The following is a 25,793-nucleotide window of genomic DNA, read 5'->3' as shown; positions in this document are numbered from 1 at the left end:
GTTGGTTGCGCCCGATATCGAGCTTTGACGGGCAAAAATCAAGGCTTGCGGCGAAAAGCTTGCCGCATTCCCTGACCTTGCGGGTCTGTCCTATCTCTGCTTGCGGGAAAGGCGGGCCATGATCTGCGCCGTATAATCCACCATCGGCACGATACGGGCGTAATTCAGCCGGGTCGGGCCAATGACGCCGACCGCACCCACGACCCGATTGTCCTCATCGCGATAGGGCGCGACGATCAGCGACGAACCGGACAGCGAAAACAGCTTGTTTTCCGAGCCGATGAAAATCCTGACCCCCGAGCCGCTTTCCGCGAGATTGAGGATTTCGATGAGATTTTCCTTGCGCTCCAGGTCGTCGAACAGCAGGCGCACCCGATCGATATCTTCCTCACCGGCGAGACCTTCGAGCAGGTTGGAGCGACCGCGAACGATGAGGCGGCCGAGCTTGCCCTCCTCATTGTCTCCTGCCCATACCGCCAGACCGCGCTCCACGAGGTCCTGCGCCAATATGCCGAGTTCCGATTGCAGTTCGGCCCGCTGCGTCTGGAACTGACCGCGCAACTCATGCAGCGTCTGACCGGATAGATGGGCATTGATGAAATTCGCCGCTTCGGTCAATTGCGACGAAGAGATGCCGGCCGGCAATTCGATGATGCGGTTTTCGACCTGATTGTGGTCGCCCACCAGCACGGCGAGCGCCTTGGTGGGTTCCAGCCTTATGAATTCGACATGCTTGAGGATGACATCGTTCTTCGCCGTCAATACGAGGCCCGCGCCGCGCGACATGCCGGACAGCATGCGGCTAGCCTCCGTCAAAAGCCCTTCCAGCGACTGTTCGTGGCCGGCGATCGGCCCGATCTGGCGATCGATAGTCGCCCTTTCCTCGGCGGGCAGGTCACCCACCTGCATGAAAGCGTCAACAAAGAAGCGTAGCCCCGTCTGGGTCGGCAGGCGACCGGCGCTGATATGCGGCGAATAGATGAGGCCGAGCTCTTCGAGATCGCTCATGACATTGCGGACGGAGGCGGGTGAAAGCGACATCGGCAACAACCGCGACAGGCTGCGCGATCCGAGCGGCTCGCCCGTATCGAGATAACCTTCTACGATGCGCCGGAAAATTTCCCGAGACCGTTCATCCAGCAGCGATGCCTGATCTTTTGATAGCGGTGCGGAAAAACCCATTTCGTCCGTTCTTTGTCGTTCAAACCAGCTCACATCAATATAATGCGTTGCAACGCCGCGGCAAAATGGAAATTGGCTTTGCAAAAGCCCGGACCTCGCCTTAGAAGGCAGGGACCAACATGGAGAGTGGATCATATGCGGCCTTCAGGCAGAAAAACCGACCAGATGCGCAAGGTTTCCTTCGAGCGCAATTTCTCGAAACATGCCGAAGGTTCCTGTCTCGTGAAATTCGGCGACACGCATGTGCTCGTCACCGCAAGCCTTGAGGAAAAGACGCCGCCATGGCTGCGCAACAGCGGCAAGGGCTGGGTCACCGCCGAATATGGCATGCTGCCGCGCTCCACCCATGAGCGCATGAAGCGCGAGGCCGCTTCCGGCAAGCAGGGCGGTCGCACGCAGGAAATCCAGCGCCTCATCGGCCGTTCGCTGCGCGCCGTCGTCGATCTGCAGGCGCTGGGTGAGCGCCAGATCAGCATCGACTGCGACGTGATCCAGGCCGATGGCGGCACTCGCACCGCCTCCATCACCGGCGCGTGGATTGCGCTCCACGATTGCCTGAAATGGATGGAAACCCGTAACATGATCAAGGTCGAGAAGGTTCTGAAGGACCATATCGCCGCGATCTCCTGCGGCATCTTCGCCAACCAGCCGGTGATCGATCTCGATTACCTCGAGGATTCCTCCGCCGAGACCGACGCAAATTTCGTCATCACCGGCTCTGGCGGCATCGTTGAGGTTCAGGGCACGGCGGAAGGCGCGCCCTTCTCCGAGGAGGAATTCCTGACACTGCTCGGTCTTGCCAAGGCCGGTTGCAGCGAACTGGTTGCCCTTCAGAAACAGGCGATCGCCTGAGCCGACAGGAAAGCACCATGCGCAAGCTCGATACCAGAACGATCGTCGTCGCCAGCCACAACAAGGGCAAGATCGCCGAAATCGCCGATCTGATCGGGCCTTTCGGATTCTCCGCCAAATCGGCGGCGGAGCTGAATTTCGAAGAGCCGGATGAGACGGGTACGACCTTCGAGGAAAATGCCGCCATCAAGGCGCTTGCCTCCGCGAAGGCATCGGGTCTTCCGGCTTTGTCCGACGATTCCGGTCTGGTCATCGATGCGCTGGATGGTGCGCCGGGTGTCTATACCGCCAATTGGGCGGAAACGGCCGATGGCACCCGCGACTTTGCCATGGCGATGCAGAAGGTCGAGGATGCGCTGGCCGAGCGAGGCGCATCGAAGCCGGAAGACCGCACCGGCCGCTTCGTCAGCGTGCTGTGCCTCGCCTGGCCTGACGGGCATCTCGAATATTTTCGCGGCGAGGTGGAAGGCACGGTGGTGTGGCCGCCGCGCGGAACGAGCGGTTTCGGTTACGATCCGGTCTTCAAACCGGAAGGATACGACACCACATTCGGTGAGATGAGCGCGGATGAAAAACACGGCTGGAAACACGGCGACGCCTTCGCGCTTTCCCACCGTGCCCGGGCGTTTAAAAAATTCGTAGAAACCTGCCTGGAGGCATGAACCCGATGGTCGGGGAGCATCAACTTTCTGCCCCCGGCGCGTCGCTTTTGCCGGATACGGGCGATCCCGGTTTCGGGATCTATCTGCACTGGCCCTTCTGTGCGGCCAAATGTCCCTATTGCGATTTCAACAGCCATGTCCGCCACCGGCCGGTGGATCAGGAACGGTTTACGGCGGCCTTTCTCCGTGAAATGGAGCATATGCGGACGCTGAGCGGTCCGCGCGTCGTGACCAGCATCTTCATGGGCGGCGGCACGCCATCGCTGATGGACCCGCAGACGGTAGGCGCACTTCTCGATGGCGTCTCGCGCTTCTGGCATGTGCCGGATGGTATCGAGATCACCATGGAAGCCAATCCTTCCAGCGTCGAGGCGGAGCGTTTTCGCGGTTACCGCGCGGCGGGCGTCAATCGCGTCTCGCTCGGCGTGCAGGCGCTGAACGACCGGGACCTGAAGTTCCTCGGCCGCCTGCATGATGTTGCCGATGCCTTGAAAGCCATCCGGCTGGCGCGGGAGATTTTTCCGCGCATGTCATTCGATCTCATCTATGCCCGCCCGAACCAGACGGTGGCCGAATGGGACGCAGAGCTGAAAGAGGCTGTCTCCTACGCTGTCGACCATCTGTCGCTCTATCAGCTGACCATCGAGGAAGGCACGCCCTTCTACGGGCTGCACAAGGCCGGCAAGCTCATCGTGCCGGATGGCGAACATTCGGCCGTGCTTTATGAAGCGACGCAGGAAATCACCGAGCGTTACGGCATGCCGGCCTATGAGGTCTCCAACCATGCACGGCCGGGGGCTGAAAGCCGCCACAACCTGACCTACTGGCGTTATGGCGATTACGCCGGCATCGGCCCCGGCGCGCATGGACGCCTGACGCGAGGCGCTTCCAAGCTCGCAACCGCCACCGAGCGCCACCCGGAAAACTGGCTCGAAACCGTCGAGCGGGAAGGCCACGGCATGGTCGATCAGGAGCTGCTCGGCGTCGACGAGCAGGCCGATGAATTGCTGCTGATGGGACTTCGCCTGCGCGAAGGCATCGATCTCGCCCGCTGGAGCGACCTTTCCGGCCGCGATCTCGATCCGGAGAAGGAGGAATTTCTCCTTCAGCACGGTTTCGTGGAGAGGCTCGGCAATTCCCGCCTGCGCTGCACGCCGTCCGGCATGCTTATTCTGGATGCGGTGGTGGCCGATCTCGCCTGCTGACGCCAGCCTCCACCCCAGCTTTAGCCCAATAAACAAGACGACAATAAAAAAGCGGCCCGAAGGCCGCTTTTTTCATGCGTTGTTTTCGTTGATCAGGCGTTTCAACAGCTCAACCTCATGGCCGAGCTTGGTGTCGCCGGAAATCAGTTCCTCGATCTTGCGCACGGCATGCAGAACCGTGGTGTGATCGCGACCGCCGAAACGGCGACCGATCTCGGGGAAAGAACGCGGCGTCAGCATCTTTGCCAGATACATGGCGATCTGGCGCGGCTTGACGATGACGCGGGTGCGGCGGTTGGACACCAGCTCCTGTCGCGACACATTATAGTGCTTGGCGACGATGCGCTGAATATCCTCGATGCGTACACGCTTGGCCTCACCCGTTCCGACGAGATGCGACAGCAGCTCATCGACACGATCAACCGAGAGGTTCGGCTCGAAGGAGCGACGGAACATCAGCTGGTTGAAGGCGCCTTCAAGCTCGCGTCCGCTTGCCGTCACGCTCTTGGCCACATGAGTCAGGATTTCATCCGAAATCTCGAAGGACGGATCGTCCTGACGGGCCGAGCCGAGGCGGCGGTTGAGCATTTCATAGCGCATATCGTAATCGGGACCTTCGATCTCGATGGCCATGCCGCCCTGAAGGCGGGAACGGACACGCGGATCGAGCGATTCCAGCTCCCACGGCGCACGGTCAGCCGCAACCACGACCTGCTTGGCGCTGTCGAGCAGCATGTTCAGCAGATGGCAGAATTCGTGCTGGATCATCTTGCCCTGCAGGAACTGCATGTCGTCGATGACGAGCAGGTCGATATTGCGCAGCGTATCCTTCAGCGTCAGCGCGTCATTATCGCGGATCGCAGTGGCGAAACGCCACATGAAATATTCTGCCGTCAGATAGACCACGCGCGGATTGCGCGGGCTGTCTATGGCGGCATTGGCGATTGCCTGCAGAAGATGCGTCTTGCCGAGGCCGACACCCGCATGGATGAACAGCGGGTTGAAGCGCACGGCGCCGGCACCCGCTTCGGCGATCGTCTTTGCCGCCGCGAGCGCGACGCGGTTGGACGAGCCTTCGACAAAGGTATCGAAGGTGAAACGGGTGTCGAGCGGCGAACCGAACAACGGCCCGGAACCGCCCTGACGCAGGGTCGCCTGCGAAGCCGCAGGCTGTGCGGCAGGCGTCGCGGGCTGCGACGGAATGAAGGACTTGTTACGCTGAACCGCGCCGACTTCCGGAACGGGCTGCGCCCTTTCCTCCGTCTGTGCCGGACGGACCGGGCGGCTGGCCGAGCGGACCAGAATCTCCACCTTCAGCACATCCGGATCCTCGCTCTGGACGAGGTTCGTGATCAGATCCATGTAACGGTTGTTGATCCAGGACTTCAAAAAGGTCGTCGGAACGGTAAAACGGACGACGCTTTTCGAAACGGAATGGAGTTTGAGCCGTGCAAACCAGCTTGCATAGACTTCCGGACCAACCTGTGCCTTGAGCCGCGCGCTAAAACGTTCAAACAGCGCATCGTGCGTCATTGCCGATTTGTCCCCTGCCGCATCTGAGCAAGCTGCATCACGCGTCTTCGGTGCGCGGTCCCCATCAGCCACCGCACCCATCGCCAAATTCAATTGCATATTGCCGCCTTTCAAATTGCCAATCATAGCCTGACGATCAAAGATCGATCGCCAGAGATCCCCCTCGTATATTTTTGCCTCCAGCGTTCCCCTCGAAAGAACGTCAAAGGCGACTACTCGTTTGCGAGCCGGTTATCCCATTTCCCTCCCCCTCATGGAGAGGCCTGCGACACGCTAAAACGCTCCTTTCGTTACAACCTTAAGGCGCATTCTTGAGGACAAAAGCTCCCGCCCGTTCCGGAGACCGAAACGGCACAAAAAGCTCCATGACCTGAAAAAACGGACCCCGAAAGACCCGCCAGCAAGAAGGTGAATATCGTCGATACGATCATCGAGATAATCTGTGGACTGAGATCCGCACCCCTTGTTGAAATGCATTTAGGCAGGATCGTGGGGAGAGATCAATGGCGTTTTTTCTGCAAAAACTCAGATCGGCCATTGACTCGCAAAGGCCGTTTTGCATCACCGACAGGGTGCGAAGCAGAATCGCTTATGAATCAATGAGATTCAATTTTGGCAATTTTTGAGAGCTGATTTTGGCAAAAAAATAAAAATCTTCTTGACTCAAAACTGGCCGCGACTTCCGTAGAGAAAGCCCCCGAGTTTTCCAGAGACCTCCAGCAAGCCGTTGTTTTTATTACAAATTTCCTGTCGTCCATCTGACATGCGTTTGTCACGTTACGGCAGCAATAGTTAACGGGCGGTTAGAATCACAAAAAGCCCGGTCAAAAGACCAGGCTTTTTGAATAATTATTTGTGATTAGCCGGATTAGGCGGAAAGTGCCTTAACGCGCTGGGCAAGACGCGACACCTTGCGGGATGCCGTGTTGCCATGCAGAACGCCACGGGTCGCTGCGCGCTGGATCTCGGGCTGAGCTGCCTTCAGAGCTTCGGTAGCGACTGCGAGATCACCGGTAGCGATTGCTTCCTCGACCTTGCGGATGAAGCCGCGAACGCGCGAACGGCGAGCCTTGTTGACTGCGGTACGGCGAGCGATCTTGCGGGTCGCCTTTTTCGCCGAAGTTGTATTGGCCATGTATGCCTCTCTTCGAATTCAAACCAAATTCCGCAACCATAGGATCGGGTCGTTCGAAGACCTCACGTAACCCAAGAATGCGGGAGTAATTTCGGACAAGCCGGATGGCTTTCCTTAACCGTGGGCGGGCATATACCGCTAAAGCTTACGCCCGTCAACGCGCAAAACGCTTAAAAGCGCCGATATTCCGAATCCTTAGCGATTCCGGAAAGCGGGTTTGCGCTTTTCCACGAAGGCGGCCATGCCCTCCTTCTGATCCGCTGTCGCAAAGAGCGACTGGAAGGATCGTCTTTCATATCTCAGTCCTTCCGCAAGCGGCACCTCGAAGGAGCGATTGACGCTTTCCTTGGCCATGAGAACGGAAGCACGCGACAGGGAAGCGATGCGGGTTGCCGCCTCCACCGCCTCGTCCATGAGATTTGCAGCCGGCACGACACGCGACACGAGACCGGCCCGCTCAGCTTCCGCCGCATCCATCATGCGCCCGGTCAGAACCAGGTCCATGGCCTTCGCCTTGCCGACCGCCCGTGTCAGCCGCTGCGAGCCGCCCATGCCCGGAATGACCCCGAGGGTGATTTCCGGCTGGCCGAATTTTGCCGTGTCCGAAGCGATGATGAAATCGCACATCATCGCCAGTTCGCAGCCGCCGCCAAGCGCAAAGCCGGATACGGCGGCGATGACTGGCTTGCGGGTGGCCGCAACCTCGTCCCAGCCGCCGAGAAAATCACCGACATAGGCATCGACGAAATCCAGCCCCTGCATTTCCTTGATATCGGCGCCTGCCGCAAATGCCTTTTCCGAACCGGTAATAATGATCGCACCGATGGAATCATCGGCGGAAAACGAAGACAGAATGTGCCGCAGCTCTTTCAGAAGCACCGAATTGAGAGCGTTGAGCGCCTTGGGGCGGTTGAGGGTGATGACACCCACCTCATCGCGTTTCTCGACCAGTATCGTTTCATAGTCCACGGCAATCTCCCCTTCCGGCACTCCGGCTCCGTTACTTCTGGCAGGCGGCGCAATAAAAGGTCGAACGACCGGCCTGCACCACCCTTTCAACCGTACCCCGGCAGCCGGGCGTCCGGCAAGGCTGGCCTTCCTGATCGTAGACCGAAAAGGAATGCTGGAAATAACCGAGCGTTCCGTCCGTCTGTATATGGTCTCGCAATGAGGAGCCGCCAGCGGCGATCGCATCCGCGATCACGTCGCGGATTTTCTCCGTCAGATCGACGAGCTGCGCTTTGGGCTTGCCACCTTTCGTCACCAGCGTCCCCGCCGCCCGCAAAGGCGAAAGATGCGCGCGCCACAGCGCCTCGCAGACATAGATATTGCCGAGACCGGCAATGACCTTCTGGTCGAGCAATGTGCTTTTCAGGGGCTGGCTTTTGCCTTCAAACCGGCTCGCCAGATAATCCGCGCTCAGCGCATTGCCTGTCGGCTCCGGGCCGAGCTCGGCAAAAGCGGGGTAAAGGTCGAGCTTGTTGCGCTCCACCAGATGCATGAAGCCGAAGCGGCGCGGATCATTATAGATGACGCAGACGCGCTTTTCTCCTTTATCCAGATGAAAGACGACATGGTCATGCTTGCCGTCCTTGGAACGGGCATGGTGAAACACGCCGGGAGCATCGCCGGCCTCATCTGCCTCCGCCTCGATACGGAACGAGCCGGACATGCCGAGGTGGGAAACGATGGTCAGCCCATCCTCCAGTTCGATCAGAAGATATTTCGCCCTGCGCCCGAGCGACAGGATCGTCTTGCCTTCGATAAGTGCTGCGAAATCCTGCGGGAATGGAAAGCGCAAATCGGGGCGGCCGAGATGGAGCCTGCGGACCCTTGCGCCTTCCATGGCGGGCGCAAGGCCACGTCTGACGGTTTCGACTTCTGGCAATTCTGGCATCTGGCTTATCCGACAGTTTATCGTTAGGACCATGTGGTCTATACAGTGCACGCGAAATGTCGCGCCCAGGCGATGCGGCAACAGATAGCGTTGCCATGGCGTTTCCGCTATGGTCCGCCACGCAATAAATATGGAGACAGACGATGACCGACGCCCGTACCACTGCCCAAGGCGGCATGGAAACGTCCTATGGCTTCCACAAGGTGGACGAAGGCAAAAAGCAGGGGCTGGTCAACGAGGTCTTCCACAAGGTGGCCAAACGCTACGACATCATGAACGATGTGATGTCGGCCGGCCTGCACCGGCTGTGGAAAGACGCCATGGTCTCTTCGCTTTCGCCGCGCAAGGATGCGTCCTACAAGGTTCTGGATGTTGCCGGCGGCACCGGCGATATCGCCTTCCGTATCATCGAAGCCTCCAACCGCCTGGCGCATGCCACCGTTCTCGACATCAACGGCTCGATGCTTGCCGTCGGCGAAGAACGCGCGGTAAAAAAGAAGCTTTCCGACAATCTGACCTTCGTAGAGGCCAATGCCGAGGAACTGCCTTTCGAGGCAAACAGTTTCGACGCCTATACGGTCGCCTTCGGCATCCGCAATGTGCCGCGCATCGACGTCGCGCTGAAGGAAGCCCATCGCGTGCTGAAGCGCGGCGGGCGGCTGCTGGTGCTGGAATTTTCCGAGGTCGAAATGCCATTGCTTGACCGCGTTTATGACGCCTGGTCGTTCAACGCCATTCCGCAATTCGGCAAAATGATCACGGGTGACGCCGAGCCCTATCAATATCTGGTCGAATCGATCCGCAAATTCCCCAATCAGGAGGATTTCGCGACGATGATCCGCACCGCCGGCTTCTCCCGCGTCACCTATACCAATTACACCGGCGGCATCGCCGCCCTGCATTCCGGCTGGAAGCTTTAAAACCATGGCCGGCAGACGCAGGAGACAAGCATAAGCATGAGTACTTTGGGCGCATATTTCCGCCTCGCAAGGGTTGGCTGGGTTCTCGTGCGCGAAGGCGTCGTGCTGGCCCTGCCTTCCGATGACCTGCCTGCTCCCGCCCAATTGTTGAAAGCGCTGCTAAAGCCGTTCGCCCGCAGCAAGGCGAAAAGAGCGCAGCGCAGCGACCGTCTGGCGGTGGCTGTGGAGCGGCTCGGGCCCTCCTATGTGAAGATGGGTCAGTTTCTCGCCACCCGGCCGGATGTGGTGGGCGCCGACTTCGCCGACGATCTCGCGAGCCTTCAGGACCGCATGGCCTTTTTCCCGGCGGCTGCGGCGAAAGCCAATATCGAAGGCTCGCTCGGCCGTTCGGTGTCCGATCTCTACAGGGAGTTCGGCGATCCTATCGCCGCCGCCTCCATTGCCCAGGTTCATCCGGCAATGGTGGATACGCCGAAGGGGCCGCGCAAGGTGGCCGTCAAGGTCATCCGCCCTGGCGTGCGCCAGCGTTTCCAGAACGATCTCGAGGCGATGTATCTGATCGCCGATCTGCAGCAGCGTTTCGTCCGCTCCGCACGTCGCCTGCGCCCCGTCGAGGTGACACGCACGCTGGAGCAGACCACCAAGATCGAGATGGATCTGCGGCTCGAGGCCGCCGCCCTTTCCGAACTTGCGGAAAACACCAGGGACGATCCCGGATTCCGAGTGCCCGAGGTCGACTGGGAACGCACCGGGCGCGATGTCGTCACCATGGAGTGGATCGACGGCGTCAAGATGTCGGATATCGAAGGGTTGAAGGCCGCCGGCCACGACCTGAACAAACTTGCCGACACGCTGATCCAGTCCTTCCTGCGGCACACGCTGCGCGATGGCTTCTTCCATGCAGACATGCATCCCGGCAATCTCTTCGTCGATGCTGAGGGCGAGATCGTCGCCGTCGACATGGGCATTGCCGGACGTCTCGGCAAAAAGGAACGCCGCTTCCTTGCCGAGATCCTCTACGGCTTCATTACCCGCGACTACATGCGGGTGGCGGAAGTGCATTTCGAGGCCGGTTACGTGCCGGGCCATCACGATATAGCAAGCTTCGCCCAGGCGATCCGCGCCATTGGCGAGCCGATCCACGGCCAGCCGGCCGAAACGATCTCCATGGGCAAGCTTTTGACGCTGCTGTTCGAAGTGACCGAGCTTTTCGACATGGAAACGCGGCCGGAACTGGTGATGCTGCAAAAGACCATGGTGGTGGTGGAGGGCGTGTCGCGCATGCTCAATCCACGCTTCAACATGTGGAAGGCGGCAGACCCCGTCGTCGGCGGCTGGATCAGGGACAATCTCGGCCCGAAACGCATCGTCACCGATCTGAAGGACGGCGTGAAGGCGGCCCTCAAGCTTGCCGAGGCAGCGCCGGAGATCGCCGCCAAGACCGAAAAGCTGCATTCCGAGTTGATGTATATGAGCGAGAACGGCCTGCGTTTCGACGCGCAGACGGCGGAAGCTATCGGCAAGGCGGAAGCGCGCCACACCAAATGGGGACGGGCGGCACTCTGGGTCATAGCGCTGACGCTTCTTTACATCGCAATCAGGATAAGCTGAGCATCTCGGCACCGGTGAGTGCCATGTTTGTGTAATGCATTGGAGCGATAAGGGCCTGATCTCCAATCGAGACAGGTGATCGATGCGGGGTAAGGGCTGCTTTGATGCCTGCGCGGAATTGCGCCGGCGGTATAGACGGACGATGCCGGACGGGATTTGATTTTGATGGCAAAAGCGCAAGTACTGAAAGAGGCCCTTTCCTATTCGTCGTGGCCGCTGGTGTTCGTCGGCGGCCTCGTGGGGTCCTATTTCGCTTTCACGAGCAGCCATCCCATCGCGGCCTTTTTGACCGTCTACGCGGGCGCGGTTTTAAGCCTGTTTCTTCTCGAACGTTATATTCCCTACGAAATCCAATGGCTTGAGGGTGATGGCGAGACCGTGAACAGCATCGGCCACACGCTTTTGACGAAAGGGCTCGTCCAGCTCGCAGCCGCCGCAGCGGCAATCTTCCCGATGGTGACCGCCAATGTGCTGCAGCCGCTCGCCGCCATACGGTTCGACCTGTGGCCGTCTCATCTGCCGATGATCGTTCAGGTCGCCCTTGCGGTGACAATTGCCGAATTCGGCCTCTACTGGTCCCACCGTATTGCGCATGAAACCGTATTCTTCTGGCGTTTCCATGCACTGCATCACAGCGTCGTGCGGCTCTGGGTCGTCAATACGGGACGGTTCCATGTGGCCGATTCCCTGTTCAAGATCGCGCTCAGCCAGATTCCGCTCTATTTCATGGGTGCGCCGCTACAGGTTTTCTGGTGGCTGGGCGCCGTTACCGCATTCATCGGTATTTTGACCCATTGCAACGTCGATATGAAAACGGGGCCGCTCGATTACGTATTCAGCACCCCGCGCCTGCACCGCTGGCACCATTCAAAACAGCTTCCGGAAGGAAACACCAATTACGGCGAGAATCTCGTCTTCTTCGATTTGATCTTCGGCTCCTACCATAATCCCGACAGGCCTTCTTCCACCGATATCGGCATCAAGGGCAAGATTGCGAAAGGATTCCTGCCGCAGCTCCTGCAGCCCTTCACCAAGGAAGGCGTCCGCCAGATCATCGGCAAGGACACCAAGCTCGACTGAACCGAAAAACTACAGGGCACGCGCAGTCTCGATCACGATACCCAGTTCGCCCCGCAGTTTTTTGGTCAGACCGGCTGCGACAAGCTCATAGGAGCGGCGCACATAATGCTCCAGTTCTTCCTGTTCCAACGGGGAATGATCGCCAATCGATATCCATTTGCGTTTGGCGAAATAGGGCGCCTGCCCTATGCCTTCCAGCGAGGTCAATATTTCGAAGCTCTCTTCCGAGCATTTCACGACCAGCCGCCAGTCCTCCCGCTCGCCAAGCACGGCAAAGACCTTGTCGCCCACCTTGGCGACATGGGAATCCCATTGATCGACAAAACGCACGCCCGGCCATTTGCCGAGCACCCTGTCGAAAGTCTTGCGATCGAACAGGCTCATGCGAGTTTCTCCGCGATCAGGGCCGCCAGACGTTTTGCAACGTCGGCCTTGTCGAGATCCGGCCAGACGTCGATGCCATCTGCGGAAATGATCTTCACGCTGTTGCGGTCTCCGCCCATGATGCCGGTTTCCGCCGAAACATCATTTGCGACGATATAATCCGCCCCTTTGCGCTCCAGCTTCGCCCGGCCGTTCTTCTCGACATCCTGCGTTTCGGCGGCGAAGCCCACCACAATCCTCGGGCGCTTTTCATGATGGCCGACGGTTTTGAGAATATCGGGATTTTCCGTCAGTTGTAGCGCCGGCGGCGCATCGCCCGGCTGCTTCTTGATCTTCTGCTCCGACGAGCCCGTCACCCGCCAGTCGGCGACGGCGGCGACCATGACGGCGATATCCGTCGGCAGTCTCGATATCACCGCATCGCGCATCTCCTCGGCGCGCTCGACATGGATCGTCGTGACCCCGGCAGGATCGGCGATGGTGACCGGACCGGAAACCAGCGTGACCTCTGCCCCCAGTTCCGCCAGAGCCGCCGCAATGGCATGGCCCTGCTTGCCGGAGGAGCGGTTGGCGATGTAGCGCACCGGGTCGATCGGTTCATGCGTGGGGCCGGAGGTGACGATCGCCGTTCTGCCCTTCAGGGGCTTTGGCCCCTCATCCAGCAGTGCGGCGGCGGCTTCGACGATCTGCAATGGCTCGGCCATGCGGCCAAAACCAGCCTCGCCTTTCTCTGCCATCTCACCGGCCATCGGGCCGATGAAAAACACGCCATCTTCTTTCAGCGTTTCGACATTACGCAGCGTGGGCTTCGCCGCCCACATTTTTGGGTTCATCGCCGGTGCCACCAGCACCTTTCGATCCGTCGCGAGAAGAATGGTGGAGGCAAGATCGTCTGCCAGACCATGTACCATCTTCGCCATCAGATCGGCGGTGGCGGGCGCCACAAGCACGAGGTCGCAGTCACGCGCCAGCCTGATATGGCCGACATCCTGTTCATCCTGCCGGGAAAAGAGCTCGGTGAAGACATGGGTGGCGGAAAGTGCACCGACGGCAAGCGGCGTGACGAATTCCTGGGCGCCCTTCGTCATCACCGGCGTCACCTTCGCGCCGCGCTCTTTCAGGCGGCGGATGAGATCGAGGCTTTTATAGGCTGCGATGCCACCGGAGATGATGAGGAGAATATGTTTGCCTGAAAGCGTCATGATGCCGGACCAGTTTCCCGTTTGAGGGGAAACTAAGCCCTTGGCATACAAAGTGCAATCACGCCTTTGTCACGCCGCCTTGGCGACGTGATATTCCTTGATCGCGACCATCTTGATCGCCGGAAAACGCTCGGACTCATAGCGGAGCGAGAAGGCGTCCTGCGCCAGAAACACCGGATCGCCATCCAGATCGCGGGCGATATCGCCGCGCTTGACGTTGAGGAACTTGTCCATTTCCGCCGGCTGATCGGAGGAAATCCAGCGGCAGACGGAAAAGCGCGACATTTCGAACGAGACCGGCAGGCCATATTCGCCCATCAGACGCTCCTTCAACACGTCGAGCTGCAGCGCACCGACAACACCGACGATGGCCGGCGAGCCGTCTTCCGGCGAAAAGAGCTGCACGACGCCTTCTTCCGCCATCTGCTGCAGGGCTTCCTTCAGCTTCTTCGCCTTCATGGCGTCCTCAAGACGCACGCGGCGGAGAATTTCCGGAGAGAAATTCGGCACGCCTTGGAAGACGAGGTTTTCACCCTCGGTCAGCGTATCGCCGATGCGCAGCGTGCCGTGGTTCGGGATGCCCACCACGTCACCCGCAAAGGCCGTATCGGCAAGCTGGCGCTGCGAGGCGAAGAAGAACTGCGGCGCAGTGAGGCCCATCTGTTTGCCGGTGCGAGCAAGCCGCGCCTTCATGCCGCGCTCCAGCTTGCCGGAGCAGATGCGGGCAAAAGCGATGCGGTCGCGATGGTTCGGGTCCATATTGGCCTGAATCTTGAAGACAAAGGCCGTCATTTTCTCTTCAGCTGCATGGACGGTGCGGGTGTCCGCCACCTGATCGCGCGGCGGCGGTGCGAAATCGCCAAGCGCATTGATGAGATCACGCACACCGAAATTGCGCAGCGCCGAACCGAAGAACACCGGCGTCATATGACCTTCGAGAAACGCCTGACGATCGAAAGGACGGCAGGCTTCCAGCGCCAGTTCGGTTTCTTCGACGAAAAGATGGCGCTCATTTTCCGGCAGGCGATCGGCAACCGCCTGCGGACCGTTGACCGGCATGGCTTCCACCTGCGTATCGACACCACGGAAGGTGCTGTCGGCGAGATTATAGGCGCCGCAGAAGGTCTTTGCCCGACCGACCGGCCAGGTGATGGGCGCGGTATCGAGTGCGAGCTTCTCTTCCACCTCATCCAGAATCTCGAAGGGGTCGCGGCTTTCGCGGTCCATCTTGTTGATGAAGGTGATGATCGGAATATCGCGCATGCGGCAGACTTCGAAGAGCTTCAGCGTGCGCGGCTCGATACCCTTGGCGGCATCGATAACCATGATCGCCGCATCCACCGCCGTCAGCGTGCGGTAGGTGTCGTCGGCGAAGTCCTCGTGGCCGGGCGTATCGAGGATGTTGAAGACCCGGTCATTATATTCGAAGGTCATGACCGAGGTGACGACCGAAATGCCGCGCTCGCGCTCGATCTTCATCCAGTCCGAACGGGTCTGGATGCGATCCTTCTTCGCCTTCACCTCACCGGCAAGCTGGATCGCTCCGCCGAACAGCAGCAGTTTTTCGGTGAGCGTAGTCTTACCCGCGTCCGGGTGCGCGATAATAGCAAAGGTGCGGCGGCGGGAGACCGCCTCGGCAAGTGTTTCGGCCATCTGACAAATCCTGTGGAATTGCGGGCTATCTAGCGTTTCAGGCCCGCATTTGCAATTGACCTTGCCGCGATCTCGGCAAACTAATGCCGGATGACCCTTCAAAACGACAATCGCCCCCCTCTCCGGCTCGTCCGCCTCGCCAATGGCGCTGACCTCGAATTGCCGTCCTATGAGACCCGTGGCGCCGCCGGCATGGACCTGCGCGCTGCCGTACCTGCCGGTGAACCGCTGACCCTGCAACCGGGCGAACGCGCGCTGGTCCCAACCGGTTTCATCTTCGAAGTTCCGCAGGGATACGAGGCGCAAATCCGCCCCCGCTCCGGCCTCGCCATCAAGAACGGCATTACCTGCCTCAACTCTCCCGGCACGGTGGATAGCGATTATCGCGGCGAGGTAAAAGTCATCCTCGCCAATCTGGGTCAGGAGATTTTTATCATCGAGCGCGGCATGCGCATTGCGCAGATGGTGATCGCGCCGGTAACCCAGGTTGTTGTGAGCGAGGTGACGGAGACCTCTGAGACGGCGCGGGGCGCCGGCGGTTTCGGCTCCACCGGCGTTTAGCGACGTCGCTGGTACAGACGCGCGGACTGATTGTCTTTACCCGGCAATTTCGTTATGGATTTGGCGGATTTTTCGGGAAACACGATCATGACGCTGACGACCCTTTTCGCCTATGCCACCGCCCTCTTCATCGCCGCTGCCATTCCCGGCCCCGGCATGACGGCGATCGTGGCGCGGGCGCTGGGTTCGGGCTTTCGCGAAACCTTCTTCATGGGTCTCGGGCTGGTGCTGGGCGACATGATTTACCTGACCGCTGTGATCCTGGGCCTGGCCTTCGTCGCGCAGACCTTTCAGGAAGCCTTCATGGTGCTGAAATTCGCGGGCGCGGCCTATCTCCTTTATATCGCCTGGAAGCTTTGGACCGCCGGCCTGCTGCCGCAGGAGCTGAAGGCCAAGAAAAGCACCAGCATGTCCATGTCCTTCCTGTCCGGCCTGCTGATCACCCTCGGCAATCCCAAAACCATGCTTTTTTATGTGGCACTGGTGCCGACACTGATCGATATCCGCATGATCGGCCCTTCGGACTATGCGACACTTCTCGCCATCACCTTCATCGTGCTGATGGCGGTTCTCCTGCCTTACATCCTGCTTGCGGCCAAGGCGCGTAACCTCCTGAAAAGGCCGAGCGCCTTGACGATCCTCAACCGTACGGCGGCGGGTATTCTGGCCGGAACCGCGACCATGATCGCGATCCGCAGCACGTAAAACAAATTCGTGCATTTATGCGATTTATCGTGAAATTATTCCTGCAATTTAGGGATATTAGGACGAACGTTCGCTAGCTTGCGAAAGCTATTGCTCCTATTCTGCCGCTCAAATCTTGCGGTCTTTACACAGGAGAGCATCATGCCCGAAGCCAGAAAGCCCGGACGCGGACGCGTCTATTCCTCGATTACGGAAACAATCGGCGACACACCGATCGTGCGGCTCGACAAGCTGGCGAAGGAGAAGGGCGTGAAGGCCAACCTTCTCGCCAAACTCGAATTTTTCAATCCCATCGCTTCCGTGAAGGACCGCATCGGCGTTGCCATGATCGAAGCTCTGGAAGCGCAGGGCAAGATCACCCCCGGCAAAACCACGCTGGTGGAGCCGACATCCGGCAACACGGGCATCGCGCTTGCCTTCGCCGCCGCCGCGAAGGGCTACAAGCTGATCCTGACCATGCCTGAAACCATGTCGGTTGAACGCCGGAAAATGCTGGCCCTGCTCGGCGCCGAATTGGTGTTGACCGAAGGCCCCAAGGGCATGAAGGGCGCCATCGCCAAGGCGCAGGAACTGGCCGAGACCCTGCCCGACGCCATCATTCCGCAGCAGTTCGAAAACCCCGCCAATCCCGATATTCACCGCAAGACGACGGCTGAAGAAATCTGGAACGACACCGAGGGCACGGTCGATATTCTCGTCTCGGGCATCGGCACCGGCGGCACCATCACCGGCACGGGTCAGGTGCTGAAATCCCGCAAGCCCGAGGTGAAGGTCATTGCCGTCGAACCTGCCGACAGCCCGGTTCTTTCCGGCGGCAACCCCGGCCCGCACAAGATTCAGGGCATTGGCGCCGGTTTTGCACCCGCCATCCTCGATACCGGCATTTATGACGAGATCGTCACCGTGACCAATGACGAGGCTTTCGAAACCGCACGTCTGGCGGCAAGGCTGGAAGGCGTGCCGGTCGGCATCTCCTCGGGTGCGGCGCTGGCGGCGGCAATCAAGGTCGGCGCGCGGGAAGAAAATGCCGGCAAGAACATCGTCGTCATCATTCCTTCCTTTGCGGAACGCTACCTTTCGACAGCGCTTTTCGAAGGCCTCGGGCTTTAAGACAAGATTTCAAGCGCGGTAGAATCGCGCGCCAGAGTAGCGAATATTCTTATGTGCCGCCGGCTTCCGCTGGCGGCACAGTTTTTTTCAGGGAAGGCACAAACGGCGACCTTCTGCAGCATATCCGGTTTAAACGGAATCGTTGGACGTTCTATAACTAATTGTTTTTACAAACTTTCCTGACGCAAAACCGCCTCGCATTTTTACTGGAAATACTCTAGGCCGCCGCCGTCAGCCTTTCGCCAGCGATACGATAGGACACGGCTTCCGCCACATGGATGCGGCCGACCGTCTGTTTGCCATCCAGATCGGCCAGGGTGCGGGCAACCTTGAGAATGCGATGATAACCGCGCGCGGAGAACTTCAGCCGCTCGGCCGCATCGCGCAGCAATTGCAGCCCGGATGCATCCGGCTCGGCATATTTTTCTATCAGGGTCGTCGTGCAGCGGGCATTGGTGCGAATGGCGGCAAATCCCGCCGCCGCGTAACGTTCCTGCTGCGCAAGGCGCGCCCGGGCGACACGGGCGGCAACCGCCGCACTCGGCTCGGACGGGACGGGGCGGATGAGATCGGCGGCGGAGACGGCGGGAACGTCGATGCGGATATCGATACGATCCAGCAGCGGGCCGGAAATGCGGGCCTGATAATCCGTCACACAACGCGGGCCTCGGGCGCAGGTGAAACCCGGCTCTCCCGCCATGCCGCAACGGCAGGGATTCATCGCCGCAACGAGCTGGATTTCCGCCGGATAGCTGACGCGATGATTGGCCCGCGCAATGATGCATTCGCCCGTTTCCAGCGGCTGGCGCAGCGCATCCAACACCTGCGGCGAAAATTCCGGGAACTCATCCAGAAACAGAACGCCGTTATGAGCAAGCGAAGCCTCACCCGGCTTGGCGCGAAGCCCTCCGCCGATCAACGCCGCCATGGTGGCGGAGTGATGCGGGGTGCGGAACGGCCTGCGGTCCGAAAGCTTGCCGCCGGATAATTGGCCGGCGATGGAATGGACCATCGACACTTCCAGCAATTCCGCCGCCTCCAGCGGCGGCAGGATGGAAGGCAGGCGGGCTGCGAGCATGGATTTGCCGGAGCCGGGCGGCCCAACCATGAGCAGGTTGTGGCCGCCGGCGGCTGCCACCTCCAGCGCGCGCCGGGCGCTCTCCTGTCCTTTGATATCCGCTAAATCCGGCAGATTGACCGGGTTGGCGCGAATGGCGGGCGTCGGGCGCGAGAGAAGCTGGGTGCCGCGAAAATGATTGGCCAGCGCAATCAGGCTGCGCGGGGCGAGAATATCGATACCGGCGCCGGCCCAGGCCGCTTCCGGTCCGCTTTCAGCCGGGCAGATCAGCCCCTTGCCAAGCGCATTTGCGCCGATCGCCGCCGGCAGGGCGCCCGAAACCATACCGATGGTGCCATCGAGATTGAGTTCGCCGAGAACCACATAACGTGCCAGCATTTCTGCCGGTATCGCGCCTAAAGCGGCCATGAGGCCAAGCGCAATGGGAAGATCGAAATGCGATCCTTCCTTGGGCAGATCGGCAGGCGCGAGATTGACGGTGACTTTTTTTGCCGGCAGTGCCAGACCGGAGGCATGCAGGGCGGCCTGCACCCGCTCGCGGCTTTCGGCCACCGCCTTGTCGGGCAGGCCGACAATCTGGATGCCCACCTTTCCCGGCGCGACCATGACCTGCACCTCGACGGGCACACCCTCTATGCCCTGAAATGCAACCGTATTGACCCTTGCCACCATGGCCTGCCCCCGCAAACCGGCCGCATAACAGAGCTTCATACCCTTATCACGGCCACCCGCAAGCAACGTGCCACAGGGCAAAGAATAAAACAAGAACATCCAGCGAACAATTTCTCGCTGACGATGTATTTTAGTTGTGTCTAGTTGTACTCGCGGAACAAAGCTGGACCGGCGAAAGCCCGCCTCAGAAATCCTGGGCTTCGCGCTTTTTCTCGATCGCATCCCACAGCAGGCTTGCGACATCGGCACCGCCGAATTTCCGCACTTCGCGAATGCCGGTCGGCGAGGTGACGTTGATTTCCGTCATATAGTCGCCAATCACATCGATACCGACGAAGAGGAAACCACGCTCGCGCAAGGCAGGGCCGATGCGGCGGCAGATTTCCTTCTCGCGCGCCGTCAGTTCCGTCGGTTCCGGCCGGCCACCGGCATGCATGTTGGAGCGGGCGTCGTTTTCCGCCGGCACACGGTTGATTGCGCCAACCGGCTCGCCATCCACCAGGAGGATACGCTTGTCGCCCTTGCGGACGTCAGGCAGATATTGCTGGGCGATATAAGGCTCGCGGAACATCTGGCCGAACATTTCCAGCAGCGAGGAGAAATTGCGGTCGTCGCGCGCCGAATGGAAGACGCCGGCGCCACCATTGCCGTAAAGCGGCTTGAGGATGATATCGCCCATTTCATTACGAAAGCGGGCGATTTCGGCCACATCCTTGGTGATCAGCGTCTTCGGCATCAGATCGGCGAATTCGGTGACGAAAATCTTTTCAGGCGAGTTGCGCACCCAGACGGGATCGTTGACCACCAGCGTTTTCGGATGAATGCGCTCCAGCAGATGGGTCGAGGTGATGTAAGCCATGTCGAATGGCGGATCCTGACGCAGATGGATGACATCCATGGTCGACAGATCGACGCGCTCCGGTTCGGAGAGCGAGAAATGGTCACCCTTGATGTCACGCAGTTCCATCTGCTCGACAGTGGCGTAAATCTTGCCATCGCGCATGGAGAGGCGCTCGGGGGTATAATGGAACAGCCGGTATCCCCGCGCCTGCGCCTCAAGGCTCATGGCGAAGGTGGAGTCACCGGCGATATTGATGCCGGAGACATGATCCATCTGGATCGCGACGTTCTTGATCTTCGCCATGCGCATGTTCCTCTTGCAGCATGCGGACACTTTGTCGGCCCGCGGTGCCCATTGCCTCGCCTTTTCAAGCTTCCCTGCAGGACCGGTAGAAACCCGGAAATGCTTCAGAAAACCCTGAAGGTGTAGGGCAGCGACCATTCAAAGGCAACTGCTGCAAGCGGTGGTTTGTGTGAGTTTTATTGAACCTTCACAATTCCGTCGGCGAAGCCATGCAGGCACCCGCCGACTGGAATGTTTTATGGGCTCAGGCCGCCAGCTTATAGGAACGGCCGGCAAACAGCTTGTTCTTGACGCGATAGGCAAAAGCCAGCGCCTTGGGGAACGGACGGCGCATGAAAGCGACCTTGCGGACATAATCATCCACCCGCCAGGTGGCCCATGTTCCCGCAGGGAAATAAGCGACATCGCCGACCCGCAGGATGCTGATGGAACCGTCTTCCGCGGTCACATGCACTTCGCCTTCGAGAATGTAGACGGTTTCATCCCAGCCGAAGAACCAGCGGAACTCACCCGCCGTGCAATCCCACATGGCGGTGCTGGACGCACGGTCGCCGCTTCTGGAATGATCCGCCGCGCGCGCCTGGGGGTTGCCGGAAATGATCCATTCCGGATTGATGGGGGCCGGCTGAAGCCGCAGATCGGTGCAGGATGCGCTGACGACAGCCTCGTCTTTTGACCGGCGCAAATAGGCCGGCAATATCGGCACGGTGCGGACCGCCATCGTTGCTGCGGCAGCGAACATCATTTTGAAGGACATATTAGAAAACCCCCGTGAAATATTGGAGATCTTCTATCATCGGGATCGTAACGAAGCGGTTTTGACAATCGGCGCAATTTTAGTCATCGCGCCGATTTCTGCGAAGCACTCAGGCTGTCGCCATTTGCGCGGGCTGCGCCGCCAGCTGCTCCGCTTTGCCGGCGATGCGCTTGCCGGTTTCGCTGGAGAAGAAATGCAGTTTTTCCGGCGCGATCGTGACGGAGAGCGCAGACGGAACCTCGACATCCGGCGGGAAAGCAACTGTCAGGCTCTGGTCGCCGATCATGCCGTGGATAAGGCGCTGCGACCCCAGCTCCTCGATGTAATCGACCCGAAGCGGAAAGCTCTGCTCACCTGCCGCTGCGAGGCGGAAATCTTCCGCCCGCATGCCCACCGTCACGGGGCCGGAGGCAGGCGCGAAACCGTTGAGCGCAAAGAGCGACGGGCCGATAGCGAGGCTATCGCCATGCAACTCGGCGTTCAGCAGGTTCATGGCGGGAGAGCCGATGAAACTCGCAACGAAGGTCGAGGCAGGCGTATGATAGACATCCAGCGGTGCGCCGATCTGTTCGATACGGCCGCCATTCAACACCACAAGACGATCGGCGAGCGTCATGGCCTCCAGCTGATCGTGGGTGACGTAGATCGAGGTGGTGCCGAGACGCTTTTGCAGGCGCTTGATCTCGCCGCGCATGGAAACGCGCAGCTTGGCATCGAGATTGGACAAAGGCTCGTCGAACAGGAAGGCCGCCGGTTTGCGAACGATGGCGCGCCCCATGGCGACACGCTGCCGCTGGCCGCCGGAAAGGGCGCGCGGCTTGCGGTCCAGATAGGGCTCAAGTTGCAGCATACGCGCGGCTTCGGCCACACGCGCATCGATCTCCGTCTTCGGCGTCTTGCGGTTCTTCAACCCGTATTCCAGGTTCTGGCGCACCGACATATGCGGGTAAAGCGCGTAGTTCTGAAACACCATGGCGATATCACGGTCGGCCGGATCGGCCTGATTGACCACCCGGTCACCGATCTTCACAGTGCCTTCGGAAATATCCTCAAGCCCTGCGACCATGCGCAGAAGCGTGGATTTGCCGCAGCCGGAAGGGCCAACGAGAACGATGAACTCGCCGTCCCTGATGTCGATATCGACGTGATGCACGGCGCGCACGCCGCCGTGATAATCCTTGCAGACCTGACTGATTTCTATCGCGGCCATTTCGGTCTCCTTATTTATCGCTTTCGGTCAGGCCCTTGATGAACCAGCGCTGGAAAATGACGACGATCAGCACCGGCGGCAGCATGGCCAGCACGGCGAGCGCGAAAGCTTCGTTGTAATCGGGAATTTGCGAACCGACCCAGACCTGCAGGATCGACTTGATGCCGCGCATCAGGGTGAAGAAGCCCTCATCCGTCGTCATCAGCATGGGCCAGAGATACTGGTTCCAGCCGTAAACGAACATGATGATGAAGATCGCCGCCATCATGGTGCGGGACAGCGGGATGAGAACGTCGATGAAGAATTTCACCGGCCCTGCGCCGTCAATGCGGGCAGCCTCCAGCAACTCCTCCGGCACGGATTTGAAGAACTGCCGGAAATAGAAGGTGCCTGTCGCCGAAGCGAGAAGCGGCACGATGAGGCCGGTATAGGAGTTCAGAAGGCCAAGTTTGCTCATCACCTCGTAGGAGGGCATGATGCGCACTTCGAGCGGCAGAAGCAGCGTGGTGAAAATGATCCAGAAGGCGAGCGTTGCGAACCGGAACCGGAAATAAACGATCGCATAGGCCGCCGTCATCGACAGGACGATCTTGCCGACGGCAAAACCGATGCCGAGGATCAACGAATTCAGCACCATGTTGAGACCCGTGATCTGCCCGGTGAAGCCGCCCTTCTGGGTCAGAACCTTTTCATAAGTCTCGATGAAATTGTCGCCGGGAACCGTCGTCAGACCGCTGCGGTGGATTTCCGCAGCGGTGTGGGTGGAGGTCATGAAGGCCACGATGACCGGCAATATCAGGAACAGCGCGCCGATGATCAGCACCAGATGATCGAGGGGTTTTGTCTTGTACATGGTCTTTTCCCTCAATTGTAATGGATGCGCTTTTCGATGAAGCGGAACTGGATGATGGTGAGAACGAAGACGACCAGCATCAGGATGACGGACTGGGCCGAAGAGCCACCGATGTCATTGCCGCGGAAACCATCCAGAAACACCTTGTAGACCAGCGTGATCGGGTTGTTGGCAGCCTTGTCCTTCACCATCACGTCGATGACGCCGAACGTGTCGAAGAGTGCATAGGTGATGTTGATGATCAGCAGGAAGAAGGCCGTGGGCGCCAGAAGCGGCATGATCACCGTCCAGAACCGGCGAAAGCCAGAACGGCAGTCGATGGCGGCGGCTTCCCGCACGGAGACCGGAACGCCCTGAAGACCGGAGAGGAAGAAAATGAAGTTGTAAGGGATCTGCTTCCAGACCGCGACAACGATCATGGCGAAGGCCGTATCGAAATAATTGAGGCCGACCTTCATGTCCCAGCCGAGGAATGCGGCCATCTTCACGAAGGGGCCAATATGCTGGTCGAAAAACATCATTCCGATGAGACCGGCGACCGGCGGCGCGATGGCATAGACGGAAATCAGCAGCGTCTTGTATGTCGAGCTGCCGCGAATGACTGCGTCGGCCTTGACGGCGAGCAGCAGGCCGAGCGCCAGCGAAAAGAAGGTGACCAGCACGGTGAAGACAACCGTGAATTTGGCGATGCTGAGATATTCGGGGCTGAAGATCGCATCCGAATAATTGGCAAGTCCGACGAAGGAAGCGCCGAAACCGAACGGGTCTTCGATATAGAAGGACGAATGTATGGCCTGAACCGATGGCCAGTAGAAGAAGATGAAAATCACCGCAAGCTGCGGCGCCAGAAACAGGTAAGGTACGTAGGACGAGGAGAACTGCACGCGCTTCATGCCGGCGTCGGCAGATTTGGCTGGCTTTCCAGCCTTTGCGGACCAGCCGGACAAAAACCGGCGCGGTTGAGACGATGTATAGGCCACGCTTGCGCTTCCTTATCCGAGAGCGAGCCTCCCTTCCGTGAGAAAGGAGGCTCGGCAATGGTCATTGGTTTCGAAACAGACGATCAGCCGGCCGTCTTGGCGAAACGGGCGAGCAGGTCGTTGCCTTCCTTCTCGATGATCTCGAAAGCGGCCTTCGGCGTGACTTCGCCGGAGAAGATGCGGTTATATTCGCGTTCCATGACGGCGCGAATCTGCGGGTAGAAACCGAGGCGGTAACCCTTGGACCACTCGCCGCCCGGCAGCGAGAGCTGCTGGATACCGACTTCCGCGACCGGCTTTTCCTTGTAGAAGCCTTCAGCCTTGGCCCTTTCGTAAGCCGCCTTGGTGATGGCGACGTAACCGGTTGCCTTGTGGTAGAACACCTGGATTTCCGGCGAGGTCAGGAACTGGAAGAAGTCGGCCACGCACTTGTTTTCGGCTTCAGACTTGCCCGACATTGCAAAGAGCGCCGCGCCGCCGATGAAGGAGTTGGTGCCAGCGCCCTTGATGGAGCCCCAGTAGGGGAGGAAGGTTGCCGAGAACGGCATGGTTGCGGTCTTCTGCAGGCCACCGAACGAACCGGAAGAACCGATCCAGAAAGCAACCTTGCCTTCTTCAAACGGCTTCTGGTTGTCGTTCCAGCCAGCGCCGTAATAGGCGAACAGGCCCTTGTCCTTCCAGTCCTTCAGCTTGTCGAACATCATGACGAGGTTCGGGTCGGTGACCTTGAGCTTGGTGTCGGTGACGCTGTCATAGCCGTTATTGTTGGTGGCGAACTGGATGTTGTTGCGGGAGAAGAAGTTCTCCGTGAACTGCCAGGTGAGCTGCGACTGAACGAGCGGAATGTAGCCGGCTTCCTTCAGCTTCGGCGCAACCTGCTCGAACTCTTCCCAGGTCTTCGGCGCTTCGACGCCGGCCTTTTTCAGGGCTTCGTCGTTGACGTACATGATGGGAGCGGAGGAGTTGAACGGCATGCCGACGAACTTACCGTCAGCGGCAGCGTAGAAATAACGCACGCCGTTGATGAAGGCATCGCGGTCGAACTTGTAACCGGCCTTGTTGATGAGATCTTCGGCGGGAATGACAGCGCCCTTGGCGTTGATGATGGTCGCGGCGCCAGCATCGAAAACCTGGAGGATGTTCGGCTGTTCGCCAGAGCGGAAAGCAGCGATGCCGCTGGCCAGGGCTTCTTCGTAGGAGCCCTTGGAAACCGGCGTCAGAGCGCATTCTTTCTGGGCTTCGTTGAACTTCTGGGCGACTTCGTTGATGACTTCGCCATTGCGGCCGCCCATGCCGTGCCACCAGGTGATGTTGGTAGCAGCCATGGAAGACGTCGCCGAAATGCTGACGGCCACTGCGGCCATGGAAATCTTCTTCAACATTACTAAATCCTCTCCACCATTTATT

At 59.4% G+C, this 25,793-nt stretch carries 24 protein-coding genes; 9 read left to right on the top strand and 15 right to left on the bottom strand.

Annotated elements, in window-relative coordinates:
* Positions 1 to 90 precede the first annotated feature (90 nt).
* Positions 91 to 1,182 carry a heat-inducible transcriptional repressor HrcA gene (gene hrcA / locus AGR7B_RS01405; RefSeq protein ID WP_080855855.1) on the bottom strand — a complete coding sequence of 364 codons (1,092 nt, stop codon included), beginning with the start codon at positions 1,180 to 1,182 and terminating at the stop codon, positions 91 to 93.
* A 135-nt stretch (positions 1,183 to 1,317) separates the two neighbouring features.
* On the opposite strand from hrcA, the gene rph reads away from it, so the two are divergent.
* The 3 genes from rph to hemW are packed head-to-tail and all read left to right on the top strand — an operon-like array spanning position 1,318 to position 3,901.
* Complete coding sequence (gene rph / locus AGR7B_RS01400) at positions 1,318 to 2,034, top strand: ribonuclease PH (protein ID WP_003503798.1); 717 nt, start codon at positions 1,318 to 1,320, stop codon at positions 2,032 to 2,034.
* A gap of 17 nt (positions 2,035 to 2,051) precedes the next feature.
* Positions 2,052 to 2,696: an RdgB/HAM1 family non-canonical purine NTP pyrophosphatase gene (gene rdgB / locus AGR7B_RS01395; RefSeq protein WP_003520089.1), complete on the top strand. Its 645-nt coding sequence runs from the start codon at positions 2,052 to 2,054 to the stop codon at positions 2,694 to 2,696.
* A gap of 5 nt (positions 2,697 to 2,701) precedes the next feature.
* Entirely contained in the window at positions 2,702 to 3,901 is a 1,200-nt protein-coding gene (hemW, locus tag AGR7B_RS01390) for a radical SAM family heme chaperone HemW (protein ID WP_065654859.1), read from the top strand.
* 72 nt (positions 3,902 to 3,973) lie between these two features.
* Here the strand turns inward: hemW and dnaA are convergent, their stop codons facing one another.
* From dnaA to mutM, 4 genes are all read right to left on the bottom strand, one after another.
* Positions 3,974 to 5,434, bottom strand: a complete 1,461-nt coding sequence (gene dnaA, locus AGR7B_RS01385) for a chromosomal replication initiator protein DnaA (RefSeq protein WP_003520091.1) — start codon at positions 5,432 to 5,434, stop codon at positions 3,974 to 3,976.
* A gap of 868 nt (positions 5,435 to 6,302) precedes the next feature.
* Complete coding sequence (rpsT, locus tag AGR7B_RS01380; protein ID WP_006310170.1) at positions 6,303 to 6,569, bottom strand: 30S ribosomal protein S20; 267 nt, start codon at positions 6,567 to 6,569, stop codon at positions 6,303 to 6,305.
* Positions 6,570 to 6,764: 195 nt separating this feature from the next.
* Complete coding sequence (locus tag AGR7B_RS01375; protein WP_065654587.1) at positions 6,765 to 7,538, bottom strand: enoyl-CoA hydratase; 774 nt, start codon at positions 7,536 to 7,538, stop codon at positions 6,765 to 6,767.
* A 31-nt stretch (positions 7,539 to 7,569) separates the two neighbouring features.
* The gene (gene mutM / locus AGR7B_RS01370; RefSeq protein WP_078051346.1) at positions 7,570 to 8,466 is read right to left on the bottom strand and encodes a bifunctional DNA-formamidopyrimidine glycosylase/DNA-(apurinic or apyrimidinic site) lyase; all 897 of its coding nucleotides are present in this window, start codon (positions 8,464 to 8,466) and stop codon (positions 7,570 to 7,572) included.
* Between the two features lie 143 nt (positions 8,467 to 8,609).
* Here mutM and ubiE point away from each other — a divergent pair, with 143 nt between their 5' ends.
* From ubiE to olsE, 3 genes are all read left to right on the top strand, one after another.
* Positions 8,610 to 9,386: a bifunctional demethylmenaquinone methyltransferase/2-methoxy-6-polyprenyl-1,4-benzoquinol methylase UbiE gene (ubiE, locus tag AGR7B_RS01365; RefSeq protein ID WP_080855854.1), complete on the top strand. Its 777-nt coding sequence runs from the start codon at positions 8,610 to 8,612 to the stop codon at positions 9,384 to 9,386.
* 36 nt (positions 9,387 to 9,422) lie between these two features.
* Complete coding sequence (ubiB, locus tag AGR7B_RS01360) at positions 9,423 to 10,997, top strand: 2-polyprenylphenol 6-hydroxylase (protein ID WP_080818093.1); 1,575 nt, start codon at positions 9,423 to 9,425, stop codon at positions 10,995 to 10,997.
* A 165-nt stretch (positions 10,998 to 11,162) separates the two neighbouring features.
* The gene (gene olsE / locus AGR7B_RS01355) at positions 11,163 to 12,077 is read left to right on the top strand and encodes an ornithine lipid hydroxylase OlsE (protein WP_080855853.1); all 915 of its coding nucleotides are present in this window, start codon (positions 11,163 to 11,165) and stop codon (positions 12,075 to 12,077) included.
* Positions 12,078 to 12,086: 9 nt separating this feature from the next.
* On the opposite strand, the gene AGR7B_RS01350 is transcribed toward olsE, so the two are convergent.
* The 3 genes from AGR7B_RS01350 to AGR7B_RS01340 all read right to left on the bottom strand — a co-directional run bounded on the left by AGR7B_RS01350 (position 12,087) and on the right by AGR7B_RS01340 (position 15,316).
* The gene (locus tag AGR7B_RS01350) at positions 12,087 to 12,461 is read right to left on the bottom strand and encodes an MmcQ/YjbR family DNA-binding protein (RefSeq protein ID WP_080855852.1); all 375 of its coding nucleotides are present in this window, start codon (positions 12,459 to 12,461) and stop codon (positions 12,087 to 12,089) included.
* Positions 12,458 to 13,663 (bottom strand): bifunctional phosphopantothenoylcysteine decarboxylase/phosphopantothenate--cysteine ligase CoaBC, encoded by a 1,206-nt coding sequence (gene coaBC, locus AGR7B_RS01345; protein ID WP_080855851.1) that lies wholly within the window; start codon positions 13,661 to 13,663, stop codon positions 12,458 to 12,460. Before coaBC ends, AGR7B_RS01350 begins: the two co-directional genes overlap by 4 nt.
* A gap of 69 nt (positions 13,664 to 13,732) precedes the next feature.
* On the bottom strand, positions 13,733 to 15,316 hold the full coding sequence (locus AGR7B_RS01340; RefSeq protein WP_003520100.1) for a peptide chain release factor 3: 1,584 nt from the start codon (positions 15,314 to 15,316) through the stop codon (positions 13,733 to 13,735).
* Between the two features lie 90 nt (positions 15,317 to 15,406).
* Here AGR7B_RS01340 and dut point away from each other — a divergent pair, with 90 nt between their 5' ends.
* From dut to cysK, 3 genes are all read left to right on the top strand, one after another.
* Positions 15,407 to 15,877 carry a dUTP diphosphatase gene (gene dut, locus AGR7B_RS01335; RefSeq protein WP_080855850.1) on the top strand — a complete coding sequence of 157 codons (471 nt, stop codon included), beginning with the start codon at positions 15,407 to 15,409 and terminating at the stop codon, positions 15,875 to 15,877.
* 87 nt (positions 15,878 to 15,964) lie between these two features.
* Complete coding sequence (locus AGR7B_RS01330) at positions 15,965 to 16,582, top strand: LysE family translocator (protein WP_080856943.1); 618 nt, start codon at positions 15,965 to 15,967, stop codon at positions 16,580 to 16,582.
* 141 nt (positions 16,583 to 16,723) lie between these two features.
* Positions 16,724 to 17,692, top strand: coding sequence for a cysteine synthase A (gene cysK / locus AGR7B_RS01325; RefSeq protein ID WP_003520103.1), 969 nt, complete (start codon positions 16,724 to 16,726; stop codon positions 17,690 to 17,692).
* Between the two features lie 217 nt (positions 17,693 to 17,909).
* Here cysK and AGR7B_RS01320 read toward each other — a convergent pair whose 3' ends face one another.
* The 7 genes from AGR7B_RS01320 to AGR7B_RS01290 all read right to left on the bottom strand — a co-directional run bounded on the left by AGR7B_RS01320 (position 17,910) and on the right by AGR7B_RS01290 (position 25,768).
* Complete coding sequence (locus AGR7B_RS01320) at positions 17,910 to 19,442, bottom strand: YifB family Mg chelatase-like AAA ATPase (RefSeq protein WP_080856942.1); 1,533 nt, start codon at positions 19,440 to 19,442, stop codon at positions 17,910 to 17,912.
* Positions 19,443 to 19,626: 184 nt separating this feature from the next.
* Positions 19,627 to 20,586 (bottom strand): glutathione synthase, encoded by a 960-nt coding sequence (gene gshB / locus AGR7B_RS01315; protein WP_065654862.1) that lies wholly within the window; start codon positions 20,584 to 20,586, stop codon positions 19,627 to 19,629.
* 244 nt (positions 20,587 to 20,830) lie between these two features.
* On the bottom strand, positions 20,831 to 21,343 hold the full coding sequence (locus AGR7B_RS01310; protein WP_035264088.1) for a cupin domain-containing protein: 513 nt from the start codon (positions 21,341 to 21,343) through the stop codon (positions 20,831 to 20,833).
* Positions 21,344 to 21,452: 109 nt separating this feature from the next.
* The gene (locus AGR7B_RS01305) at positions 21,453 to 22,553 is read right to left on the bottom strand and encodes a sn-glycerol-3-phosphate import ATP-binding protein UgpC (RefSeq protein WP_080855849.1); all 1,101 of its coding nucleotides are present in this window, start codon (positions 22,551 to 22,553) and stop codon (positions 21,453 to 21,455) included.
* Positions 22,554 to 22,563: 10 nt separating this feature from the next.
* A complete protein-coding gene (gene ugpE / locus AGR7B_RS01300; RefSeq protein ID WP_080855848.1) occupies positions 22,564 to 23,406 on the bottom strand; it encodes a sn-glycerol-3-phosphate ABC transporter permease UgpE in 843 nt (280 codons plus the stop codon).
* Positions 23,407 to 23,417: 11 nt separating this feature from the next.
* Entirely contained in the window at positions 23,418 to 24,386 is a 969-nt protein-coding gene (locus tag AGR7B_RS01295; protein ID WP_208616008.1) for an ABC transporter permease subunit, read from the bottom strand.
* Positions 24,387 to 24,469: 83 nt separating this feature from the next.
* Positions 24,470 to 25,768 carry an extracellular solute-binding protein gene (locus AGR7B_RS01290; RefSeq protein ID WP_080855847.1) on the bottom strand — a complete coding sequence of 433 codons (1,299 nt, stop codon included), beginning with the start codon at positions 25,766 to 25,768 and terminating at the stop codon, positions 24,470 to 24,472.
* Positions 25,769 to 25,793: the final 25 nt, after the last annotated feature.

It is taken from the genome of Agrobacterium deltaense RV3, from assembly GCF_900013505.1.
In the GTDB taxonomy this organism is placed as follows: Bacteria; Pseudomonadota; Alphaproteobacteria; order Rhizobiales; family Rhizobiaceae; genus Agrobacterium; species Agrobacterium leguminum.
The sequence above is the reverse complement of the archived record's forward strand: the minus strand, read 5'-3'. Positions and strand labels throughout refer to the sequence as shown.